The sequence below is a fragment of the Pseudoroseicyclus sp. H15 genome (genome assembly GCF_054353345.1).
Genome location: NZ_JBTHJE010000005.1, coordinates 226,373 through 246,784 on the forward strand (window position 1 = coordinate 226,373; position 20,412 = coordinate 246,784).

A 20,412-nucleotide genomic window follows, 5' to 3' on the forward strand; every position below is an offset into this window, starting at 1 on the left:
GCCGAGCAAGCAGGCAGCCCCCGCATGATGCAGGACCACGGCGGCATCTACGTGATATCCTGGGCGCAGATCCGGGTGGATGGCGCGCGCGCGCCGAGCATTGCGAACCTGCGCCCCGGCTTGCCTTTCGGCTGGTCCGGCCATGCCCTTCGCGTCGACGGCCCCGCCGATATCCTGCCGCTCGGGCCGGCCTCCGGCGCCGAGGCGCTGCGCCGCCGCGCCGCCCTGTCGGTGCGCGGTGCGCCGATTGAGGCGGAAGACGATGGCAGCGATGAGGCCGAGGCGCTCATCGTCACCGATGGCCGGCGGAGCTGGGCCGGTCGCCTGATCGCATCTCGCCCTGGCCGCGACCCGCTGCTCGCCTTCACCGGCCATGTGCCGCCGCAGACCGGCGAGCTCTGGATCGTGCGGCACCGGCAGGCGCCGGGCGCGCGCCCCGAAGCCCGCGCCGGCGGCGTTGTCTGCTTCACGCCCGGCACGATGATCCGCACCGATCGCGGCCCCATGCCGGTTGAGCGGCTACGCGAGGGTAGCCGGGTGCAGACCAAGGACAACGGCTTCCAGCCCGTGCTCTGGCTTGGCCACCGCCGCCTGACCGGTGCCCGCATCGCCGCGATGCCCTGGCTCGCCCCCGTTCGCCTGCGCCCCCATGCGCTGGGCGACGGCGTGCCGGATGCCGGGCTGACCGTCTCGCCCGATCACCGGCTGCTGATGAAGGGCGCCCGCGCCCGGCGGCTCTTCGGCGAGGACGAGGTGCTGGTCGCCGCCGCCGATCTCGTCGACGACCGGCTGGTACTGCGCGAGCGGGGGCGGGGCGATGTCACCTACATCCACCTGCTGCTGCCGGCGCATGAGATCGTCTTCGCCAACGGCGTCGAGACCGAAAGCTTCCACCCCGCCACGGCGGACAAGGACAGCACCGGTGAGGGTCTGCACGGCATGAGCGTGCAGCTCCCCACGGCCGACGATTACGGCCCCTATGCCCGCCGCATCCTCTCCGCCAGCGAGGCCGCCATTCTGGCGAGCGCCTGAGACTGGCTGCATCCTCGCGGCGGATCGGCTAGCATCGCCGGCATCAAACAGAGGGTCACGCCCATGCTCATAAAATCCGGCAGCCTCGCGGCCACGCATGTCGAAGGTTCCGCCCCGCGCATGGAAGTGCGCTTCGGCGAGGCCGCCGGCATGCGGCTCGGCGCCAATCTCGTCACGCTGCAGCCGGGCGACCGCTCGGCCCGGCGGCACTGGCACCAGAACGAGGACGAGTTTCTCTACATGGTCTCCGGTGAGGCGACGCTTGTGGATGACAACGGCCCGCAACCGCTGCTGCCTGGCGATGTGTGCTGCTGGCCGGCGGGGGTGGAGAATGCACATCACGTGCTCAACACGTCCGACGCGCCCGTCACCTATCTGGTGCTCGGCACCAACCCCGAGGTCGATAACGTGCGCTACCCCGACGAGGGCAACACGCTCTACCACGAGCCGCCCCGCTGGCGGCTGGAGCAGGACGACGGCACGATCCTGCAGGAGGGCGACACCTGAGCACGGCAACAGCCGTTGACTCCCGCCCCGGCCCTGCCTATAGGCCCCGAATTCATTGGTGTTGGTGGCCCCCGCGAGGGGAAGCCTGTCGACCCGGCAAAATCCGGGGAGAGGACAACGCCCTTCGACTAAGCGCAGCCCGAAAAGTGGCTACCGGTTTTCGGACCAAGCTGCGCGCCACACAAAACGAAGGAGACCAGCCGTGACCAAACGCACGTCTGCCAAGTACAAGATCGACCGCCGCATGGGCGAGAACATTTGGGGCCGCCCCAAATCCCCCGTCAACCGCCGCGAATACGGCCCCGGCCAGCACGGCCAGCGCCGCAAGCAGAAGCTTTCCGACTTCGGCACGCAGCTGCGCGCCAAGCAGAAGCTGAAGGGCTATTACGGTGACCTGACGGAAAAGCAGTTCCGTCGCATCTTCGCCGAAGCCGAGCGTGTGAAGGGCGACACCGGTGAAAACCTCATCGGCCTGCTCGAGCGCCGCCTCGACGCCGTCGTCTACCGCGCCAAGTTCGTGCCGACCGTCTTCGCCGCCCGCCAGTTCGTGAACCACGGCCATGTGCTCGTGAACGGCGTCCGCGTGAACATCCCCTCCTACCGCGTGAAGGAAGGTGACGTGATCGAGGTTCGCGAGAAGTCCAAGCAGATGGCCGCCGTGCTGGAAGCCGTCTCGCTCAACGAGCGCGACGTGCCCGATTACATCGAAGCCGACCACAACAAGATGACCGCCACCTTCGTGCGCACCCCGAGCTTGGGCGACGTGCCCTACGCCGTGGTGATGGAGCCGAACCTCGTGGTCGAATTCTACGCCAAGAACTGATCTCTTTTCGATCGGTTCGGAAGGCCGCCCCTCGGGGCGGCCTTTTGCGTTTGGGGGGGGGGGCTCAGGACCCGTTCAGGCCTCGGCTGGGGCCAGGATGGTCATGCCGGCCTCCTGCGCCACGGCAACCACGCGGGCCACGTCGGGCGGGCCGTCCATCGGGGCGGGCTGCTGCCGATCATCCGTCACCGGCACGCCGAGCTCTGTAAAGAAGCGTTCATGCATCTGGCCGGGCGCGTTGAGGATCATCAGGCGCGCCGGGCTCTCGCCGACAGCGGAGAAGGCATGGGCGGCGCCATCGGGGATGATGACGCTCTCGCCGGCGCCGGCACGGGTCACCTCGCCCTCGATCATGAAGTCGACCTCGCCCTCCAGCACGACGAAGCTCTCCGTCTCGCCTGCATGGGTGTTGGGCGGCGCGCCAAGGCCGGGCGGCACGACGGCCTCGATGAGGCAGAACTTGCCCATCACCTCGTCGGGGAAGGCATGGAAGGTCATCAGGATGCCCAGCGTTTCGTACCGGCGCGGGCGGGGGTCACTCGTCATGGGAAAACTCCTTGAGTCGAAAATGATCTTGCAGGTAAATGATACACGGGTCTCATAATGAGACAATAGTCTCATGAGGGTGAGGATGGCCAGGCAATCTCAGAAGAGCCGCACACGCGATGTCATCCTCGCCGCCGCGAGGGAGCTGGCGGCGGCCGGGCAGGCGCTGAGCGTGCCGGCGGTGGCGGAGGCCGCGGGCGTTTCGCGCGCCACGGCCTACCGCTATTTCTCCGACCCGTCGGTGCTGGCGGCGGAGGCGGGGCTCGATGTCGCCGTGGCGCCCTACGAGCAGATCGTGGCAGGGGCGGAGGGGCCGCGGGCGCGGCTGATGGCGGTGTCGCTCTACATGTTCGACCTCGCGGCCGAGCACGAGGCCGCCTTCCGCCACTTCCTCGCCCGCTGGCTCGACGCCTGGGCGGCAGGCAGCGGCCCGACGCGGGGGGCGCGGCGGGTGGAGATGTTCGAGCGGGCGCTGGGCGAGGATCGCGCCGGGCTGAGCACCGCCGACGCCGCGGCGCTGGTGCGGGGGCTCACGGCGGCGACGGGCACCGAAGCCCTGATCGGCCTGCTGGATGTGGCCAGGGCGGACCGGCAGGCTGCTCGCGCCACGGTCGAGGAGATGGCCGGGCTCCTGATAGCGCGCTACCTGGGTAACTGACTGCCGTCAGGTCTCGATGATGTGGTCGAAGCGCTCGGGTGGGGCGGCATGGGCGAAGTACCAGTCCTCTGCCCGGTGCCATTGCCGCTCCCACGCGGTGATCTCGCCCTCACGGGCCAGCAGGCGCGCCTCGCGGCTGGCGGGGGAGGCGGTGACGAGAAGGGCGACGTCGATGAGGTCGGCCAGCTCGGGCCGGGCGGAATAGACGCCTTCGAGGATGATGATCTCCGCAGGCGGCAGCAGCGTCTCCATCCCAAGCGAGCCGTCGAAGGCCTCCCAGTCGAACGGGCGGAAATGGGCGGTGCGACCGGCGGTGAGGGTTTGCAGAACCGCGCGCTGACGGCGCCAGTCGATGCAGCGCGCGGCCAGCGCCTCGGGCGGCTCGTCGCGCAGGGCGGTGCCGCCCCCGTAGAACGCATCCCCCTCGATCAGCGTGGCGCCGAGATCCTTGGCGAGGAGCGCGGACAAGGTCGACTTGCCGCTGCCGCTCCGCCCGTCGATGGCGATACGCAGGGGCCGGGGCTGCAGGCGCAGACGGTCGACGAGCGTCATGCGGCGATCCGGCGGGCGGCGTCGGCAAGGTCGGCTTCAAGATGGGCGCGGGCGGCGGCCTGGGCGGCGGCATCGGGCTGGCGCAGGATGTAGGCGGGGTGAAGCGAGATCAGGACGGGGCCGTAATCCGTGGCCTCGATGCTGCCCCGCCGCTTGAGAAGGCCGGCGCGGGTGCCTGTCAGAATCTCTGCCGCCGTGCCGCCGAGGGCGAGGATGAGCTGTGGCTGAACGAGGTCGATCTCGCGGGCCAGCCACCAGCGGGCATGCTCGATATCACTGCGATCGGGGGTCTGGTGCAGGCGCCGCTTGCCGCGCTGCACGAACTTGAACCGCTTGACGGCATTCGTCACGTAAGCGCCGGACCGGTCGAGCCCCGCGGCCTGCGCCGCCGCATCGAGCAGCTGGCCCGAGGGGCCGACGAAGGGGCGGCCCAGCGCGTCTTCGATGTCGCCGGGCTGCTCGCCCACGATGACGAGCCGGGCCTCCTGCGGCCCCTCGCCCAGGATGAAGCGGCCGTAGCCCTCTGGCCGGGTGCGGTTCTCCTCCTCAGCGCGCAGCGCGAGCTCTTCCCAGCTCACCTTCTGCTGCCCGTGCAGCCGCTCAAGGATGCGCGCGGCGCGGGCCGGGGGCAGGGTGGGGGCGGCGGCGGCCATCTGCCTCGCCCGGGCCTCTGCCGTCGCGATCAGCTCGGGGATATGCCGGGCCTCGGGCAGGTTCTTCCAGTATTTCTTGGGCATCTCGCTGGTCATCGCCTTCACCTTAAGGCGGGCCGGGTTGAAGATGTTGCGGAAATAGGTGCCCCAGAGCTCATCCGCCGCATCCTCCGGCAGCTCGGGGCGGGGCGCGCCCTCGGCGAAACGCAGCGCGCCATTCTCGAAATGCGCCGAAAGCTCGGGCGTGAAGATCGCCCAGTCCATGTCGGCGAAGCGCTTGGCGAAATGCGGGGCCGTGGGCTCCAGCGTGTGATGCGTGGGCTCGAACCACGCGGCGAAGCGGCGGCGCGGGCCGCTCTCGCCCGGCAGCTCGCGAAAGCGCACGAAGGCCGTCATCTTGTGGGCGCAGCGGCGCACCTGCTTTTCCATCTGGCGCAACTCGGCGAGGGCGGGGTCGCCCCGGTCGCTCATAAGGCCCGGCTGGCGGGGCAGGCGGGTGAGAAAGCTGTAGAGCCGGGCAAAGCGCGCGGGCTGGCTATGCCAGCAGACGCTCTCGGCCAGCGGCAGGAAGGTCTTCGGCACGGTGATGTCCCCGCCGTTCGCCTGTGCGGTGGCGGGCGGGGCGGCGAAGAGGTCGCTCTGCGCCTCGCCGTCCATCTCCCACAGCACCTCTTGCGGCGGAACGTGCGCGGCGAGAAGCCCGCGCGCCGCCGCGCGCCAGGCGCGCGCCGTGCCGATGCGGGGCAGGGTGACGCGCTGCACGGCGCTCAAAAGAGGCTCAGCTGCTCGGCCGGCGGGGCGAAGCGGGCCTGAAGATTGGCCATGTCGGCAAGGCCGCCGGGCGACCAGTCGGTCAGCGAAATGAAGGCCTTGGCGCTCTTCAGGTTCGCGCCCATGCGCCGCAGATCCTCGTAGCGCAGATGCCGGTGACGGCGGGTGGAGAGGATGCGCTGCACCGTCTTGGTGCCGAAGCCGGGCACGCGCAGCAGCATCTCCTTCTCGGCCCGCTGCACGTCGAGCGGGAAGTGGTGCCGGTTGGCCAGCGCCCAGGCGAGCTTGGGGTCGATGGTGAGGTCGAGATTGCCCTCGGGCCGGGCGGCGGTGATCTCGCCCACATCGAAGCCATAGAACCGCATCAGCCAGTCGGCCTGATAAAGCCGGTGCTCGCGCACCAGGGGCGGCTTGATGAGCGGCAGCTTGGCGGTGGCATCGGGGATGGGCGAGAAGGCCGAGTAATAGACCCGCCGCAGCCCGTAGCTGCCGTAGAGCCGCGAGGATTGGCCGAGGATGGTCGCGTCATTCGCGGTGTCGGCGCCCACGATCATCTGGGTCGATTGCCCGGCGGGGGCGAACTTGGGCGGGCGCTTGCCGGTATGCGTTCTGTCCTTCGAGGCGGTCACATGCCGCTTCACATCGCCCATGGCGCCGCGGATGGTCTCGGGCTTCTTCTCGGGTGCAAGGGTGCGCACCGAGCTGTCGGTGGGCAGTTCGACATTGATCGACAGTCGGTCGGCATAAAGCCCGGCCTGCGCGATCAGCTCCGGCGACGCATCGGGGATGGTCTTGAGGTGGATGTAGCCCTTGAAGCCCTCGCGCTCGCGCAGCAGGCGCGCGATCTGCACCATGTCTTCCATGGTCTTGTCGGGGCTCTGAATGATGCCGGAGGAGAGGAAGAGCCCCTCGATATAGTTGCGCCGGTAAAATTCCAGCGTGAGATTCACCACTTCTTCGGGGCTGAATCGCGCCCGCTTGACGTTCGACGAGACCCGGTTGACGCAATAGGCGCAGTCGAAGATGCAGAAATTCGTCATCAGGATCTTCAAGAGCGAAATGCACCGCCCGTCGGGCGCATAGGCGTGGCAGATGCCGGCGCCCGTGGTGCTGCCGATGCCCCCCTTGGAGCTGTCACGCTTGGTGGTGGCGGACGACGCGCAAGAGGCATCGTACCGCGCGGCGTCGGACAGGATCTCGAGCTTGTCTTGCAGGGTCAGGGGCATGGCGTTCATCTTATGTTCCGGGCGCGGGAAGTCCAGCGCCGGGCTGTCACGCCTGCGTGGGCCAGGGGGCCTTCCCGCCCCGGCGGGCTGGCGCTCTCGTGACGGCGCAGCCGGCTCCCCGCAGTTTGACCCGACGGCCCCGCTCCCCTATCTCCGCGCGGAAGCACGGAACGGAGAGCGCCATGAGCACCCACCCCACCTATGGCCGGATCGACGGCCGGCTCGTCGTGATCGGCTACGGCTCTATCGGGCGCGGCACGCTGCCGCTGATCGAGCGGCATTTCGAGTTCGACCGCGACAAGATGGTGGTGATCGAGCCCTCCCCCGAAGGGCAGGCGCTGCTCGCCGAGCGCGGCATCCCCCATATGGGCGTGGCGCTGACGCCCGAGAATTACCGCTCTGTCCTCACCGATCTGCTGAAGGGCGGCGGCTTCTGTGTGAACCTCTCGGTCGATACCTCCTCGCTCGACCTGATGAAGCTCTGCCGCGAGCTCGGCGCCCTATATATCGACACGGTGGTCGAGCCTTGGGCCGGCTTCTACTTCGAGACGACGGACAACGCGCAGCGCACCAATTACGCGCTCCGCCAGAAGGTGCGCGACGAGAAGGCGGCGAACCCCGGCGGCACGACCGCCGTCTCCTGCTGCGGCGCCAACCCCGGCATGGTGAGCTGGTTCGTCAAGGAGGCGCTGCTGACGCTGGCCAAGGATACCGGCCGCAAGGTGGAGGCGCCTGACAACCGCGAAGGCTGGGCGGCGCTCATGCAGCAGCTGGGCGTGAAGGGTGTGCATATCGCCGAGCGAGACACCCAGGCCCGCGCCACGCCCCGCCCGCGCGGCACCTTCGTCAACACCTGGAGCGTCGAGGGCTTCATCTCGGAAGGCTTCCAGCCGGCAGAGCTGGGCTGGGGCACGCATGAGCCGTGGTTCCCCGAGAATGCGCATGGCTATGAGGAAGGCTGCCAGGCCGGCATCTGGCTCGAGCGCCCCGGCGCCATCACCCGCGTGCACACCTGGTGCCCGACGCCGGGGCCGCAATTCGGCTTCCTCGTAACGCATAACGAGGCGATCTCGATCTCGGACTATTACACCGTCGGCGACCCCGCCGCGCCGGAGTTCCGCCCCACCTGCCACTACGCCTACCATCCCTGCGACGACGCGGTGCTGAGCCTGCACGAGATGTTCGGCGGCGGAGTAACGCAGTCGCGCCACGAGATCCTCGACGTCGACGAGATCGTCGAGGGGATCGACGAGCTGGGGGTGCTGCTCTTCGGGCACGAGAAGAACGCCCTCTGGTTCGGCTCGCGCCTCTCCAACGAAGAGACGAAGGCGCTGGCCCCCGACCAGAACGCGACCGGCCTGCAGGTGACGAGTGCGGTGCTGGCCGGCATGGTCTGGGCGCTGGAGAACCCCGAGGCGGGCATCGTGGAGACCGACGAGATGGACCACGCCCGCTGCCTCGAGGTGCAACGCCCCTATCTCGGCCCGGTCGAGGCGCATTACACCGACTGGACGCCGATTCAGAACCGCTGGGAGCTGTTTCCTGAGGATATCGACGAGAGCGAGCCCTGGGCCTTTCGCAACGTCTTGGCAAGCTGACCTTCGGAGCGCGGAGGCCCGCATCGGCCGGCCTCCCGCCCACCCACCCCGGCCGCCCGATGCGGGCTGCGGGCGGGGCACCGGTGGACTGCCGCCAAGTTCCTCACGCAGCCCTCAAAACCCGCTGGACACTCCCGCCGCCATTTCCTAAGAACGCGCCACCCTGAGGCGGCAGAGCTGCCTCACCCGGTGCCTGGGTAGCTCAGGGGTAGAGCAGTGGATTGAAAATCCTCGTGTCGGTGGTTCGATTCCGCCCCCGGGCACCACAACATCAGATTCATCTTACGAAGCAGCCAAGTTATGTGGCTTTGCCATTCTGCATCCACCCTCCTGTCCACCTTTTGGCTATGGATTGCGTAAAGATGCGCACCGGGTGCGGAGCGTTATCAGGCGTAGCATCGTTGCGAGCGTCGCCCAGATCGTTCAGTTCTCTTCACCATGGATAGGTCAAACGGTGGTTGTCGGGACGACGGGGGAGCGATCCGTTTAATTGGAGACGGTTGCCAGTCCCGAAGACCAAGGAAGGCAATCGCTGCGCCTCAGACCAGCAGGACCTATACGGCAATCGGAGAGGCAATTTGCTCTGAAGGAACCAGACGGCATCGGTGCTGACACCAAGCCGAACCGATGGTACTAGCTGTCGACACGATGTTGAGGTGGCGCGTGCCGCCCACCCCCCTGGTCCGTGATTTTTCACCAAATCCCCGATGATGTGGGAATTAGCTCGGTCATCGCCGTGCCTATGACACTCGCAAGTGCCATGAGGACGCCGCCGACCGCGGTGCTGATGCTGTCATACCGCCCCGCAAGAACGCCAAACCGCGGAAGCCATCGATCTCAGGCGCAGCTCCGCGCAACGAGGCGCTGCGCACATCGAGATTTCCCGGCCGCGCAAACTGGCGACGATGGAGCGGATACCACCGCCGAAGCCGCGCCGAGACGAAGATGCACTGGGTCAAGCTACTGGGGCGTAGCCTCATAGTACGTGACTTCGATCGCCAGGTCGCAGAACTCCAAGACCGCGCCGCCGTGTCGCACCGCTACACCGTCCTTGGGCGACCTGTCAGCGAGCCCATGGGGTAACTGCGCCCGAGAAATCGTGAAGTGCGGCGTAACGTCCTTTGCGCAACGGAGCCCATCAGGGCCGTGGAAAACCTTATTGTTCTGCTTTATCTGTCGCGCTAAGGGATTATCCCCTCTCTCAGTAAATGCAGGCTCTCATGTCAAAAAATTCGCAGCAAAAGCCAGCGCTGAGATCAATTTTTGCAAAACCTGTGAAGGTGGGAGCGGACAAATCCGTGCCCGGCCACTTGCCGGCGGAAAAGACGGCGGTCGGCAATATCGACATGGTTGCAGACGGCCTAATCGAAGGCTGGGTCAAAGACCTGGCGGACAACGCTGCATTGACGGTGGATGTCTTCTTGGACAACACGCCTCTGGCTAGGGAGATCGTTGCGGACCGCTACCGTAAAGATGTCGAGCAAGCGGGGTACGGCTCTGGCCGTCACGGGTTTTCCTGCCCTGTGCCCGAAGGAATGTCCCCTCTGGGTGGGCGGTTAGAGCTGCGTCCGGCAGGCGCGAGCACGGTCTTGCTGAGCGAAGTCATCACGGCGGCCATGATGGCGGAGCGCCCCCGCCCCGCCACGCAGACGGACCCGGCTGTGGGCGAAGCTCTAGCGCCCAACGATGCGGGGCCAGACAGGACTGCGGCACCCGCCAAGACTATGTCCCCCTCTGCCACCCAGGTGCAAGGCGAATCCGCTACGGGTACTCAGGGGAAAATGTACTGCGCTCCGGGGTTCACAGGCAGCATAGACCGTATAAGGAACAATGTGCTCAAGGGCTGGGTCAGGGGGCCTAATGACGCAGAAACGTTGATCCTGGACGTTTTTGCCGACAATGTTCTTTTGGCTGAAGCGATCCCTGCAGACAAGTATCGCCGCGATGTCGAGGGGGCAGGATTTGGCACGGGCTGGTACGGGTTCGCCTACGATCTCCCCGCAGGAATTTCCCTGGCCGGGCAGCGTCTGGATATCCGATTAGCTGGCGATGACACAGTTGTTCTAAGCAAGACCGTTCCGCCAGAAATGCCTGCCCGCGCCGCAGGAGCTGTCATAGGCTCAGACTCTTCATCAGGCAATGTGTCTGGCAAAGCCGACGGGCCTGCGGCCTATGAATGCCGGATAGATGTCTTGAGCGAAACCCTCATACGGGGCTGGGCGGTCAATACCAACCATCCGGGTAATGTTTTCACGATCGACCTGTTTGTCGATGGCGTACTGCTTGCCCAAGTCAGCAATGACAAGCGCCGCAGCGATCTAGAAAAGTTGGGCAAATCCGAAGGTGTCGGCGGGTTCGAGCATCGGCTGTTGTTGGGCTATCTCGAGACGGGCAAGCACATTGTGACAATTGGGCTGCCTGACGGAAATCGGATCCAGAAAGAGATCGAAATCAAGGAGAATACCCTTCGCTACCCTCTCAATGCGGGTGTCGCAAAGATATTGCCCTCGCAGACGGCTATCATCGTGCCGATCTATGATGCCGCCGAGGATGTGATGACCTGTATCGAACGCCTGTTGGAGCATACGCCGAAGGATATCGATATCGTGCTGATCGACGATGCCTCGTCGGACCCGCGGATCGAGGTGCTCCTTGCCGAAGCGCAGAAACATCCCAGATTTCGCACATTGCGCAACGCAACCAATTTGGGCTTCACCCGGACCGTCAATCGCGGGCTAGCGGAAATCGGTCGCAAGCATGCGATATTACTCAACAGCGATGCACGGGTGACGCCGGGGTGGGTGCATGGCCTGCTGCGCGCCGCAAGTTCACGCCCGATGGTCGCCACCGTTACGGCAATGTCCGACCGGGCGGGCGCCTTTTCGGCCCCCACCATCGGAAATGACAACCCGCTGCCCGCCGGTGTAGCGGAGGACGTCTACGCCCGTGCCTTCCGCCAGCGCTCGCTGGGACTCTATCCGCTTGTTCCCACCGGCAACGGCTTTTGCATGTTCGTCAACCGCACTTGCATCGATGACATCGGCCCCTTCGATGACAAAGCCTTTCCGCGAGGCTATGGCGAGGAAAACGATTTCTGCATGCGGGCCGGCCGGGCGGGCTGGTCGAACCTGATCGACGATTGCACTTATGTGTTCCATGATCGCTCGAAGAGTTTCGGCTCTGCAAAGACAGAGCTGATGGATGCGGGCCGACGCGTCATTGACGACCGCTATCCCGAATACAAGGCCGCGATCCGCGTCTTTTCAACTGGTGCAGAAATCAGTCTGGCGCGATTCCGTGCAGCGCAGGCCCTGCAGGACTGCAGCAGCCCAAGCGCCGCGCTGCCTGCGATCCTTTACGTCGTATCTACCCAGACTGGTGGCACACCCCAGACCAACATGGATCTGATGCAGCAGATCGCTGATGAAATGCAGCCCTGGCTTCTGCAGTGCAACAGCAGGCGACTGACCCTCCAACGGCTGGAGGGCGGTCAGCTGGTCGACGTCAAGACCCATGATCTGGTCGAACCTGTAGATCCCGTTACGCATAGGTCAGGAGAATATGATGCGGTAGTCGCCAACTGGCTGGATTTAGTGGACCCGCGTATGGTCCATATCCGGCACTTGGCTTGGCACAGCCTGTCATTGCCGCGTCTGGCAAAGGCGCGCTCCTGCCCGGTCGTGTTCTCGTTCCATGATTTTTATGCAATCTGCCCCACGGTCAAATTGCTGGACGAGCAGAATGTCTACTGTGGCGGAAACTGCACTAAAACCGAGGGCGATTGTAAAGTCGAACTTTGGGCGGCAGACAGTATGCCAAAGCTTAAGAACGCCTGGGTTCACGTCTGGCGCGAGCGGTTCAACGAGGTCCTGCAAGACTGCGATATCTTCGTCACTACATCTGAAAGTGCCAGAACCCAGATCCTCGCCCATTTCGACCTAGATGAAGATAGGTTCTTCGTCATCCCGCACGGTCGCAACTTCGCTGACATGCTGCAGTTGCGCAGTCGCCGCAGACAGGGAGAACCGATCCGCATATTGGTTCCGGGAAACATAAATGCGGCCAAAGGGCGCGATATTATTACTGCGCTTGCTAGGCACGACCGCGCAGGGCTTTTGCAGTTTCATATTCTGGGGAACATGAAGGACGCTGCAGCCTGGGAAATATCCCCCAACATTGTGCTCCACGGAACCTACCCCCGTGATGATTTCGCCAAGCGAGTGGCAACGATCAGGCCACATCTGGGGGCGATCTTTTCGATCTGGAACGAAACCTATTGCCATACGCTGACGGAGTTGTGGTCCGTCGGGCTGCCAGCTGTGGTGTTCGATTTCCCGACCGTCGCAACTCGAGTCCGCGACACCGGGGCAGGTTGGGTGGTTCCGCACGATGATATTGCAGTTCTTTATGACCAGCTTGTCCGGCTCGGTTCTGATGTTGAAGAACAGACCCGGGCAGAGGCTGCAGTGCACAAGTGGCAGGAGGGCTATGGCGTGGGTCGCACAACCCGAGTTATGGCCGCCGCCTACCGCGAGGTTTACCGGAATGCATCCGGTCAGTCATCCTCACGACCATTGATCGCGGTTGTGAGCCCCGCACAGCCTAATTTGTTACACGCCAATGCCTCGACCGAGATCCGGGTCTGGGAACGCACCATCAACAGGTCCGACCGGTCTTGCGTCTTCGTACGTATGGCCCCGGACACGGTTCTTGCTAATATCCGGGAAGGCACTGTCGACGGGGTCATCGTGCAGAGAAATGCGCTGCCTCCGACCATGGTCACACCTTTCCTGAACACTGTGGCCGAGGCGGGCATAAGCTACCTGCTCGATCTGGATGATGACCTATTCGACGTGCCCGCCGACAAGGACCCCTTTGGAAGATATGCAGCCTACTCGCCGCTGCTGGAGCAGGTCACCCGATCCGCCGCTGTTGTTACAACCACGACCGAGCCGCTGCGGCACAAATTGACCGCCCTGAACCCAGCAACCATCCTTGTTCCAAACCGGCTGAGCGAGCGGCTATGGCGCGGCCCGTTGCCGAAACGCGAGCCCGATGGGCTCGTGCGAGCTCTTTATATGGGGACAGTAACTCATCAGGCGGATTTTGAGCTCATCGCTCCCGCACTCAAGGCGATGCTGGCAGAAGACCCGAACTTTCGGGTGGCTATTATCGGCATTCAGACCGATGACCTACCCCACTGGGCCGAACGGATCGACATCCCGGGAGCGGCAAAGAGTTATTCAAATTTCGTGCCCTGGCTGCGCCATCAGTCGACCCGCTTCGATTTCGCCTTGGCCCCATTGCTAGACACCCCGTTCAACCGGTCGAAATCCAACCTCAAGGCTCTTGATTGCGGCGCGCTTGGCCTGCCGGTTCTGGCGTCCGACATGCGGGTCTATCGCGACCTACATGGTCAGATGCCATGGCTGGAGCTGGTTGGTGATCATCCTAGCGCCTGGCACAAGGCAATCAGGCGCGCCATCGCGGCAGCGCGTGAGGGCCAGGTCGACCGAGCTGCCATCCGCGATTGGGTTTTCTCGGAACACGGGCTGATGGCGAGTCTGGCTGACTACGATGCACTGCTGCAAAGCTTAGCACGGCCTGGCGATCTGGATCGCCTTGCCGCGCGCGGGCCAGCGATCGCGGGAAGAAATGGTCAGAAAGCCGCCAGGAGCTGACGTCCTGGGCGGTCAAGCCGCCCCCTGCCGTCTCTCTTGGCGGACAGGACAGCTCAGTTAACGCCGAAACCGTTTGATCTCGTACAGCCAACCCACCGGCTTCGTGTCATCACCGCCCGCGTGCCCGTCTTGGATCGCGCTCGAGCAAGGCCGAATTGAGCACGATGGCTTCAGCTGGGGGCCCTGATCTCGATGCGGGCCGGCAGATATACATCCTCGCCTTGTCTGCGCATCTCTTCTACGCCGTCAAGACATCTGGCTAAGTCGCTCAGATCCAGATGACGCAGTTGCCAAATGGCGAAATCCCACCATTTCGTTGCAAGCAGGCGAGCGATGGTATCCTCGTCAAATCGCTTACGGATGATGCGGGCGGGCACGCCGCCGACGATCGCATAGGGTGGGACATCTCGGGTCACTACTGCCCCGGCCCCGATAACGGCGCCATCGCCCACGGTGACGCCTGCAATGATGACCGCTCCGAAGCCGATCCAGACATCATTGCCGATCATTGTGCGGCCTGAGACAGCGTCAGTCGCGGCCTTTGACACATGATCGGGCACAGTGTCGGCATCATAGGCCGCCTTGAAGGGGAACTTTTCACCGGTGGCGATCCGGAACGATTTCTCGAACACCGCCGGACTGGTCGACAGGAAGCTCATTGGGTGATCCGCCTGCCCAATATTGGTACTCTTAGCGATGGAGCAGTATCGGCCGATGTCGGTAGTATAGATCGTGCCGTCCACGGTGTAAGAAAACGCTCCGACCGAGCAGGTCCCGCGAAAAGTTGTCTTTGAGCTGCGTGCCGGTGGTTCAACTGTCAGGCCAGCGGCGTGTTGAGGTACGGCCGCCGGGTGCGCCTCCCAACCCAGATGAATCAAACTCTCGCGGGTCAGGCCCCCTGCGGCAAGATGGACGGGCCGCGGACGCGAAGAAGTTCTGCGCTGTTCGGAGGCAAACTCCCGCAACACTTCGGTCTCGGAGCGCCAGCAATCCAAACGTGCACCAAAGCGCTGCTCAAGCGCCTTCAGGGTCGCGTCATACTGCTCCAGCAAAAAGCGCACGTCTTCCTTCTGGACTGGTTGCAGATCCTTAATTCCAAGATCGATTTGCCCGCCTTCGGCCCAGGATGCCGGTTCATCGTTCGATGGTGTCTCGATGCCCTCTGTCATTTCTGGGGCTGTCACTCCCAAAAAGTCATAAAGCCGCTTCAAGCCAGCCCCTGGACTGGCCTTGATGTCCTCTTCGTAGATCAGCGTTTCGATCCGGTCGGAATCGAACACCTTCTCCCAGGCTGCAAGATGATCGTCGTAAAAACCGATGTCGAGGATGCCGAAACGGCGCGCGACCGATGTCAGGTTCTGGGTCGGAGCGATGCGATTGCGCGCGCCATGGTGCCCATAGGCCGAGATCGCCCTCCACACCGGATGACGCAGCGACACGATCAGCCGCAGATCAGCCCCCAGAACCTGACGCACACTTTCTGGGATTTGGAGGTTATGGCTCGGCGGCGGTTGCCCATCGATCCGGGGCTGCGTCGCTGTCCAGAAATAAGACGGCGTATGTTCGCCAATCAGACGCTGACGATCGTCCGCGCCGTAAAAGTTCTGCAGATATTTCTCAATGTTTTCCGGATTTTGGCAGTCCAGACGATTGAAGTACGCCAGCTCGACCGCATCAGGCAGAAAAATCTCAGGATGGGTGCGCAAGCGATCATAGATCCATGCGCTGCCCGCCTTTTGTGCACCGATGATCAGGAAGTTCGGACGGCGTAGCCTCATCTGATAACTCTAATTCTTCTTTTCCTGAGGCCTAAGTTCCGCAGGCAGCCGCCTGCGGAAGTTCTCCGCTTAGCAGACCCTCGGCGACCGGTCTATCGCTCGCTTTTCGTGTATGGCGCACGATATCGGCGCTGTTGCGCACTTCGGCTGATGATCAGGCTAGGCCTTTCGCCGGGCTTTGTCGCGCAAAGGGTGCTTGAGCGATTCATCTCGTGAATCCAAAATCGTAGCACCTCTTCATGAGCAGTCCCATCCCGCCGAGCTGCAATTGGCGGGCTTACAACGAAGCGCCGAAGCAGCGTCGCCGCCTGACGAGTTGGTTCGACCCGGTATGGTATGGGTGCCGCCGGAGGCCGGACCGGCCTCGGCGCCTTGGTTCCCGCCGTCGGCGCGTGGCTCACCGCCCGCGGCCGAGCATGAGCGAGCGCATCACGGGGGCCGACGCCGCGCTCCGACAGGTTCTGGAGGCCTGACTGGGGGCCTGACTTGCTTTCCCAATCGGCGGACGACAGGGATCCGGCCTACCATCTCAAGTGCAGGGGAGGCCGATCCCGACTACCGGCGATGCCGGCATAGCTCGATGAAGGCCCGCAGGGGCCGGGGGGCGTTGCGGTTGGGGTAGTAAAGACGCGGGCCGCTCCGGCTGGGCCAGTGGTCTGGCAGGACCGGGACGAGGCAGCCTGCCGCGAAATCCCCTTCCAGCCAGTTGCGGAACGTCCCTATGATGCCGATGCCGGCGCGGGCGAAGCCCAGCCCGGAGTTGATCGCGTTCACCCCGAGGATCAGGCGCGAAATCGGCTCGACCGTGATCGTCCGACCGCCCTCCACGAGCTGCCAGGGCAGGAGCGGGCCGCCGGGGAGGCGATAGCGGATCGCTTGGTGGTCCGTCAGCTCACGCGGCGCCGCAGGCGCGCCCTTTTCATCCAGGTAGCGCGGCGAGGCGGCGATGGCGATTTGCTGCGTTCGGGGCCCGATGGGCACCGACACCATGTCCTTTGCCAGCACCTCGTCGTAGCGGATGCCGGCGTCGCAGCCGGCCGCCACGATGTCTACGATGTCGTTCTCGACCACGATCTCTACCTCCACCTCCGGGTGGCGGGCGTGAAATGCAGCGATGAGCTGCGGCAGCACGTCGGGCATGACCGCACCCGGCACGTTGAGCCTGAGCCGGCCGCGAACGACGTCGCCAGTTTCGCGCGCCTCGGCGCAGGCCGCGTTGAGCCCGGCGAGCAGGGGGCCGATCCGGTCGAACAATGCGCGCCCGGCTTCGGTGGCGGTCATGCTACGCGTGGTGCGCCGCAGCAGCGGCACGCCAAGGGACGCCTCCATCCGAGCGACCGTCGTGCTGACCTTGGACGGAGCGACGCCCAGCGTCCGGGCGGCGGCGCGGAACCCGCCTTCGCGGACAACGGCCTGGAAGACGGCGAGGTCGTCGAGGGAGTCATTGTTCTGCATGATGAACACGTTAGTCAAAAAACGGGGCGTAGTCTTTCCTAATCAGAACAGTCATGTCCTCGTCAAGGCGGCGCCGGATCCTTCGGCGCCGATCAAACGTGAGGAGACACCCATGCTCATCGTCACCGGCGCCACGGGACAGCTCGGTCGCAAGGTCGTGGCTCACCTGAGAACCCTCGTGCCTGCTGAGCGCATCGGCGTCAGCACCCGGAACCCTGATGAGGCGTCCGACCTTGCCGAGGCCGGCATCCGCGTCCGGCGTGGCAACTACGACGAACCGGCAAGCCTCCTCCATGCCTGGGAGGGAGCGGAGCGCGTGCTGCTCGTGTCCTCGAACGCCGCCGCGAGCGGAGGCGATCCTCTGGCCCAGCATCGCGCGGCGATCGACGCCGCGCGCGAGGTCGGTACCCGGCGTCTGCTCTACACCAGCCAGATCTCGGCCGCGCCGGACTCCCGCTTCCCGCCCGGGCGCGACCACGCGGCGACCGAGGCGATGCTCGCCGCCTCCGGTATGCCCTGGACGGCTCTGCGCCACGGCTTTTACGCGGCCAGTGCCCTGCAGATGAACGCCCGCGGCTTCGCGGCAGGGACGCTCACCGGCCCCGAGGACGGCCCCGTCGCCTGGACCACCCATGACGACCTTGCCGAAGCCGATGCCCGCGTTCTCGCGGGTGAAGACACGATCGACGGCGCGACGCCGCCGTTGACCGGAATCGAAACGCTCGACCTCGCGGGTCTAGCTCGGCTCGCCTCGGAGGTAACCGGGCGCTCCGTGACGCGAGAGGTGGTGTCGGACGAGGAGATGGAGCGCCGCGCACGGGAGGGCGGCATGCCCGGCGGCGCCCTCGCGGTCATGCGCGGCTACTTCCACGCGGCGCGATCAGGTGAGTTCGACCGCCCGGATCCGACGCTGTCCCGCCTGCTCGGTCGAGACCCGGTGCCGATGCGGGATGTGCTCGCACGGGCTGGGATTGGCGCCGAACAAGGGGCGGATGATCCCGTGGCCCCGCGATGACGCCCGGACCGCCCCACTTCCGACCAACGCTTGTCTAAATGGAGATCACAAGATGACGCCCCCCATCGCCCTCACCGGCCTTCACCATGTCGGTGCCACCGTCGGCGACCTTGACGCCAGCATCGCCTGGTATCGCGAGGCGCTCGGCTTCGAGCTCCTCTCGACCTACGGCTGGCCCGGCGTCCGCGCAGCCTTCATCGGTCGCGGCGCCGTCCGGATCGAGCTGTTCCAGGACGAGGCGGCCGAACCAATGGCAGACGACAGGCGCCGGCCCGACACCAACTTGCGCATCGGCGGGATCGGCCATGTCGCGCTGGGCGTGGCCAATCTCGACGCCGCTCTGGCCGGTCTGCGGGACCGGGAGGTGGAGATCGTCGCCCCGCCCCGTGACGTGCCCGACGGCAGCGGATCCCGCTTCGCCTTCATCCACGACAACGAGGGAATGCTGGTGGAGCTGTTCCAGCAAGTGTGAGGATCGACTGCCCGATGTTCGACCAGATGATCTTTCACTGCCAGTCAAGCAATCCGGTAAGAGCATCGGCATCCGCAAGACCATCAACCCTGATAATCCGGCTGCTCGATATCGGCGACGATGCCGGGTTGTTCGGGCTGCCAGCCGAGCGTCTCCCGCGTCCATTCGTTCGAGGCGGGGCCGTCGTTGCCAACCCAGATCGCCAGCGGCCCGAAATGCGCCTCGGCCTCATTGGGCGTCAGCGACTTGGCCGGCAGGCCGAGCTGGCGGCCGAGCGCCTCGGCGATGTCCCGAAATGGCACGCCTTCCTCCGCGACGGCGTGATAGGCCTCGCCCTGGCCGCCACGCTCGAGTGCCAGCCGGTAGACGCGCGCGGCGTCGAGGCGGTGGACGGAGGGCCACATGTTCTGCCCCTCGCCGATATAGGCGGAGAAGCCTTTCTCGCGCGCGACGGCGGCCAGCATCGGCACGAAGCCGTGCTTCTCTCCCTTGCCATGCACCGACCGCGGGTTGCGGACGACGCTGGCGTGGATGCCGCTGTCCGCCAGCGCGAACGCCGTCTGCTGCGAGGCACGGGGGAACGCCGGCATCACCTCGGGCCGGTCCGTCTCCATGGCCTTCTCGCCCGTCAGGTGGAGAAAGCCGTCCGTAACGATGATCGGTCGCGCCGACCCGGCGAAGACGTCGCCGAAGGTCTCGATGGCGGTGCTGTCCTCGGCCGCCAGCTCGGCGATCTTCGAGACATCGAGCCCGAAGGCCGTGTGGATGATCCCGTCCGCCTCCTCGGCGCCGCGGCGCAGGACGTCGATATCCTGAAGCGTCCCGACGAGCGGTGTCACGCCCGCGACGCTCAGCGTGGCGGCCTTGGCCGGCATGCTCGTGAGGCCGGTAACGCTATGGCCCGCGGCCAGCAACTCCGCCGCGATCTTCGAGCCGATCCAGCCGCTCGCCCCTGTCAGAAAGACACGCATGATTGACCTCCTTGCGCATGGTGGAGGGGATCCTATGATCCCTGTCAGTCACTGACATAGAGGCGATGTCAGTGACTGACAAGAAAGAACGTCAGTGACTGACAGGGGAGATCGGAGTTTTGGCGGATACGGCGCGGACGCGGCTTCAGCAGGCGGCGGTAGACTTGTTCGGCGAACGGGGGTTCGACAGCACCACGGCTGCCGAGATCGCCTCCCGTGCCGGCGTCACGGAGCGTACCTTCTTCCGGCATTTCGCCGACAAGCGTGAAGTCCTGTTCGACGGGCAGGCGGTGCTTCTGGAGGCGCTTTTTGCCGCGATCGACGACATCCCGCGCGATGTGCCGCCGCTGGGCACCCTGTTCCGGGCCTTCCGGTCGGTCTGCCCGCTCCTCGACGCCAATCGACCCTTCTCCGAGCCCCGGCAGGCGGTGATCTCGGCGACGCCGGCTCTGCAGGAACGCGAGCTGGCGAAGACGGCCGCTCTCGCCGCGGCTCTTGCGGACGCCTTGCGGGCGCGCGGCGTGCCGGAGGACAGGGCGGCGTTCGCCGCGCAGATCGGAATGGCCGTCTTCGCCCACGTCACCGTGGATTGGCTGGCCACGCCCGAGCCGGGCCTGACGGACCGGCTGGACCGGGCGGAGCAGGAGCTGAAGGAGCTGTTATGACCTGCGTCG

At 65.2% G+C, this 20,412-nt stretch carries 15 protein-coding genes, 1 tRNA gene and 3 pseudogenes; 11 read left to right on the plus strand and 8 right to left on the minus strand.

The features are described from left to right. The first annotated feature begins 24 nt into the window (after positions 1 to 24). From ACXN5S_RS11820 to rpsD, 3 genes are all read left to right on the plus strand, one after another. Complete coding sequence (locus ACXN5S_RS11820) at positions 25 to 1,032, plus strand: Hint domain-containing protein (RefSeq protein ID WP_458605637.1); 1,008 nt, start codon at positions 25 to 27, stop codon at positions 1,030 to 1,032. Between the two features lie 63 nt (positions 1,033 to 1,095). Further along, a complete protein-coding gene (locus tag ACXN5S_RS11825; RefSeq protein ID WP_458605638.1) occupies positions 1,096 to 1,539 on the plus strand; it encodes a cupin domain-containing protein in 444 nt (147 codons plus the stop codon). 202 nt (positions 1,540 to 1,741) lie between these two features. Next, complete coding sequence (rpsD, locus tag ACXN5S_RS11830; protein ID WP_458605639.1) at positions 1,742 to 2,362, plus strand: 30S ribosomal protein S4; 621 nt, start codon at positions 1,742 to 1,744, stop codon at positions 2,360 to 2,362. Between the two features lie 75 nt (positions 2,363 to 2,437). On the opposite strand, the gene ACXN5S_RS11835 is transcribed toward rpsD, so the two are convergent. Continuing rightward, a complete protein-coding gene (locus ACXN5S_RS11835) occupies positions 2,438 to 2,908 on the minus strand; it encodes a cupin domain-containing protein (protein ID WP_458605640.1) in 471 nt (156 codons plus the stop codon). An 85-nt stretch (positions 2,909 to 2,993) separates the two neighbouring features. Between ACXN5S_RS11835 and ACXN5S_RS11840 the strand changes: the two genes are divergently transcribed. After that, positions 2,994 to 3,566, plus strand: coding sequence for a TetR/AcrR family transcriptional regulator (locus ACXN5S_RS11840; protein WP_458605641.1), 573 nt, complete (start codon positions 2,994 to 2,996; stop codon positions 3,564 to 3,566). Positions 3,567 to 3,572: 6 nt separating this feature from the next. On the opposite strand, the gene ACXN5S_RS11845 is transcribed toward ACXN5S_RS11840, so the two are convergent. From ACXN5S_RS11845 to ACXN5S_RS11855, 3 genes are read right to left on the minus strand one after another with little or no spacing between them, the layout of a single operon-like run. Then, positions 3,573 to 4,118, minus strand: a complete 546-nt coding sequence (locus ACXN5S_RS11845) for a uridine kinase family protein (RefSeq protein WP_458605642.1) — start codon at positions 4,116 to 4,118, stop codon at positions 3,573 to 3,575. Beyond that, positions 4,115 to 5,533, minus strand: coding sequence for a UdgX family uracil-DNA binding protein (locus ACXN5S_RS11850; protein ID WP_458605643.1), 1,419 nt, complete (start codon positions 5,531 to 5,533; stop codon positions 4,115 to 4,117). The genes ACXN5S_RS11845 and ACXN5S_RS11850 overlap by 4 nt, the downstream gene beginning before the upstream one ends. Positions 5,534 to 5,538: 5 nt before the next feature. Next, positions 5,539 to 6,777 (minus strand): putative DNA modification/repair radical SAM protein, encoded by a 1,239-nt coding sequence (locus ACXN5S_RS11855; protein WP_458605644.1) that lies wholly within the window; start codon positions 6,775 to 6,777, stop codon positions 5,539 to 5,541. 173 nt (positions 6,778 to 6,950) lie between these two features. Between ACXN5S_RS11855 and ACXN5S_RS11860 the strand changes: the two genes are divergently transcribed. The 4 genes and pseudogenes from ACXN5S_RS11860 to ACXN5S_RS11875 all read left to right on the plus strand — a co-directional run bounded on the left by ACXN5S_RS11860 (position 6,951) and on the right by ACXN5S_RS11875 (position 14,047). Further along, complete coding sequence (locus ACXN5S_RS11860) at positions 6,951 to 8,366, plus strand: homospermidine synthase (RefSeq protein ID WP_458605645.1); 1,416 nt, start codon at positions 6,951 to 6,953, stop codon at positions 8,364 to 8,366. A 191-nt stretch (positions 8,367 to 8,557) separates the two neighbouring features. Next, a tRNA-Phe gene (locus tag ACXN5S_RS11865) sits at positions 8,558 to 8,632 on the plus strand. 472 nt (positions 8,633 to 9,104) lie between these two features. After that, positions 9,105 to 9,449 (plus strand): annotated as a pseudogene (locus tag ACXN5S_RS11870) (transposase); the annotation flags it as partial. A gap of 137 nt (positions 9,450 to 9,586) precedes the next feature. Continuing rightward, the gene (locus tag ACXN5S_RS11875; protein WP_458605646.1) at positions 9,587 to 14,047 is read left to right on the plus strand and encodes a glycosyltransferase; all 4,461 of its coding nucleotides are present in this window, start codon (positions 9,587 to 9,589) and stop codon (positions 14,045 to 14,047) included. Between the two features lie 299 nt (positions 14,048 to 14,346). On the opposite strand, the pseudogene ACXN5S_RS11880 reads toward ACXN5S_RS11875, so the two are convergent. From ACXN5S_RS11880 to ACXN5S_RS11890, 3 genes and pseudogenes are all read right to left on the minus strand, one after another. Then, a pseudogene (locus ACXN5S_RS11880) lies at positions 14,347 to 14,565 on the minus strand (CatB-related O-acetyltransferase); the annotation flags it as partial. 666 nt (positions 14,566 to 15,231) lie between these two features. Beyond that, a pseudogene (locus tag ACXN5S_RS11885) lies at positions 15,232 to 15,825 on the minus strand (sulfotransferase domain-containing protein); the annotation flags it as partial. Positions 15,826 to 16,380: 555 nt separating this feature from the next. After that, on the minus strand, positions 16,381 to 17,280 hold the full coding sequence (locus ACXN5S_RS11890; RefSeq protein ID WP_458605647.1) for a LysR family transcriptional regulator: 900 nt from the start codon (positions 17,278 to 17,280) through the stop codon (positions 16,381 to 16,383). 112 nt (positions 17,281 to 17,392) lie between these two features. Between ACXN5S_RS11890 and ACXN5S_RS11895 the strand changes: the two genes are divergently transcribed. Together ACXN5S_RS11895 and ACXN5S_RS11900 are read left to right on the plus strand one after the other, a co-directional pair. After that, entirely contained in the window at positions 17,393 to 18,295 is a 903-nt protein-coding gene (locus ACXN5S_RS11895; RefSeq protein ID WP_458605648.1) for an SDR family oxidoreductase, read from the plus strand. 52 nt (positions 18,296 to 18,347) lie between these two features. After that, entirely contained in the window at positions 18,348 to 18,767 is a 420-nt protein-coding gene (locus tag ACXN5S_RS11900) for a VOC family protein (protein ID WP_458605649.1), read from the plus strand. A gap of 83 nt (positions 18,768 to 18,850) precedes the next feature. Here the strand turns inward: ACXN5S_RS11900 and ACXN5S_RS11905 are convergent, their stop codons facing one another. Next, entirely contained in the window at positions 18,851 to 19,738 is an 888-nt protein-coding gene (locus ACXN5S_RS11905) for an SDR family oxidoreductase (protein ID WP_458605650.1), read from the minus strand. Positions 19,739 to 19,857: 119 nt separating this feature from the next. On the opposite strand from ACXN5S_RS11905, the gene ACXN5S_RS11910 reads away from it, so the two are divergent. Beyond that, positions 19,858 to 20,403, plus strand: coding sequence for a TetR family transcriptional regulator (locus ACXN5S_RS11910; protein WP_458605651.1), 546 nt, complete (start codon positions 19,858 to 19,860; stop codon positions 20,401 to 20,403). Positions 20,404 to 20,412 lie beyond the last annotated feature (9 nt).

Coding starts and splice junctions, on each gene's coding strand:
- ACXN5S_RS11820 (WP_458605637.1), top strand. CDS start 25: ATGATGCAGGACCACGGCGGCATCTACGTGATATCCTGGGCGCAGATC.
- ACXN5S_RS11825 (WP_458605638.1), top strand. CDS start 1,096: ATGCTCATAAAATCCGGCAGCCTCGCGGCCACGCATGTCGAAGGTTCC.
- ACXN5S_RS11835 (WP_458605640.1), bottom strand. CDS start 2,908: ATGACGAGTGACCCCCGCCCGCGCCGGTACGAAACGCTGGGCATCCTG.
- ACXN5S_RS11840 (WP_458605641.1), top strand. CDS start 2,994: ATGGCCAGGCAATCTCAGAAGAGCCGCACACGCGATGTCATCCTCGCC.
- ACXN5S_RS11845 (WP_458605642.1), bottom strand. CDS start 4,118: ATGACGCTCGTCGACCGTCTGCGCCTGCAGCCCCGGCCCCTGCGTATC.
- ACXN5S_RS11855 (WP_458605644.1), bottom strand. CDS start 6,777: ATGAACGCCATGCCCCTGACCCTGCAAGACAAGCTCGAGATCCTGTCC.
- ACXN5S_RS11860 (WP_458605645.1), top strand. CDS start 6,951: ATGAGCACCCACCCCACCTATGGCCGGATCGACGGCCGGCTCGTCGTG.
- ACXN5S_RS11875 (WP_458605646.1), top strand. CDS start 9,587: ATGTCAAAAAATTCGCAGCAAAAGCCAGCGCTGAGATCAATTTTTGCA.
- ACXN5S_RS11890 (WP_458605647.1), bottom strand. CDS start 17,280: ATGCAGAACAATGACTCCCTCGACGACCTCGCCGTCTTCCAGGCCGTT.
- ACXN5S_RS11895 (WP_458605648.1), top strand. CDS start 17,393: ATGCTCATCGTCACCGGCGCCACGGGACAGCTCGGTCGCAAGGTCGTG.
- ACXN5S_RS11900 (WP_458605649.1), top strand. CDS start 18,348: ATGACGCCCCCCATCGCCCTCACCGGCCTTCACCATGTCGGTGCCACC.
- ACXN5S_RS11905 (WP_458605650.1), bottom strand. CDS start 19,738: ATGCGTGTCTTTCTGACAGGGGCGAGCGGCTGGATCGGCTCGAAGATC.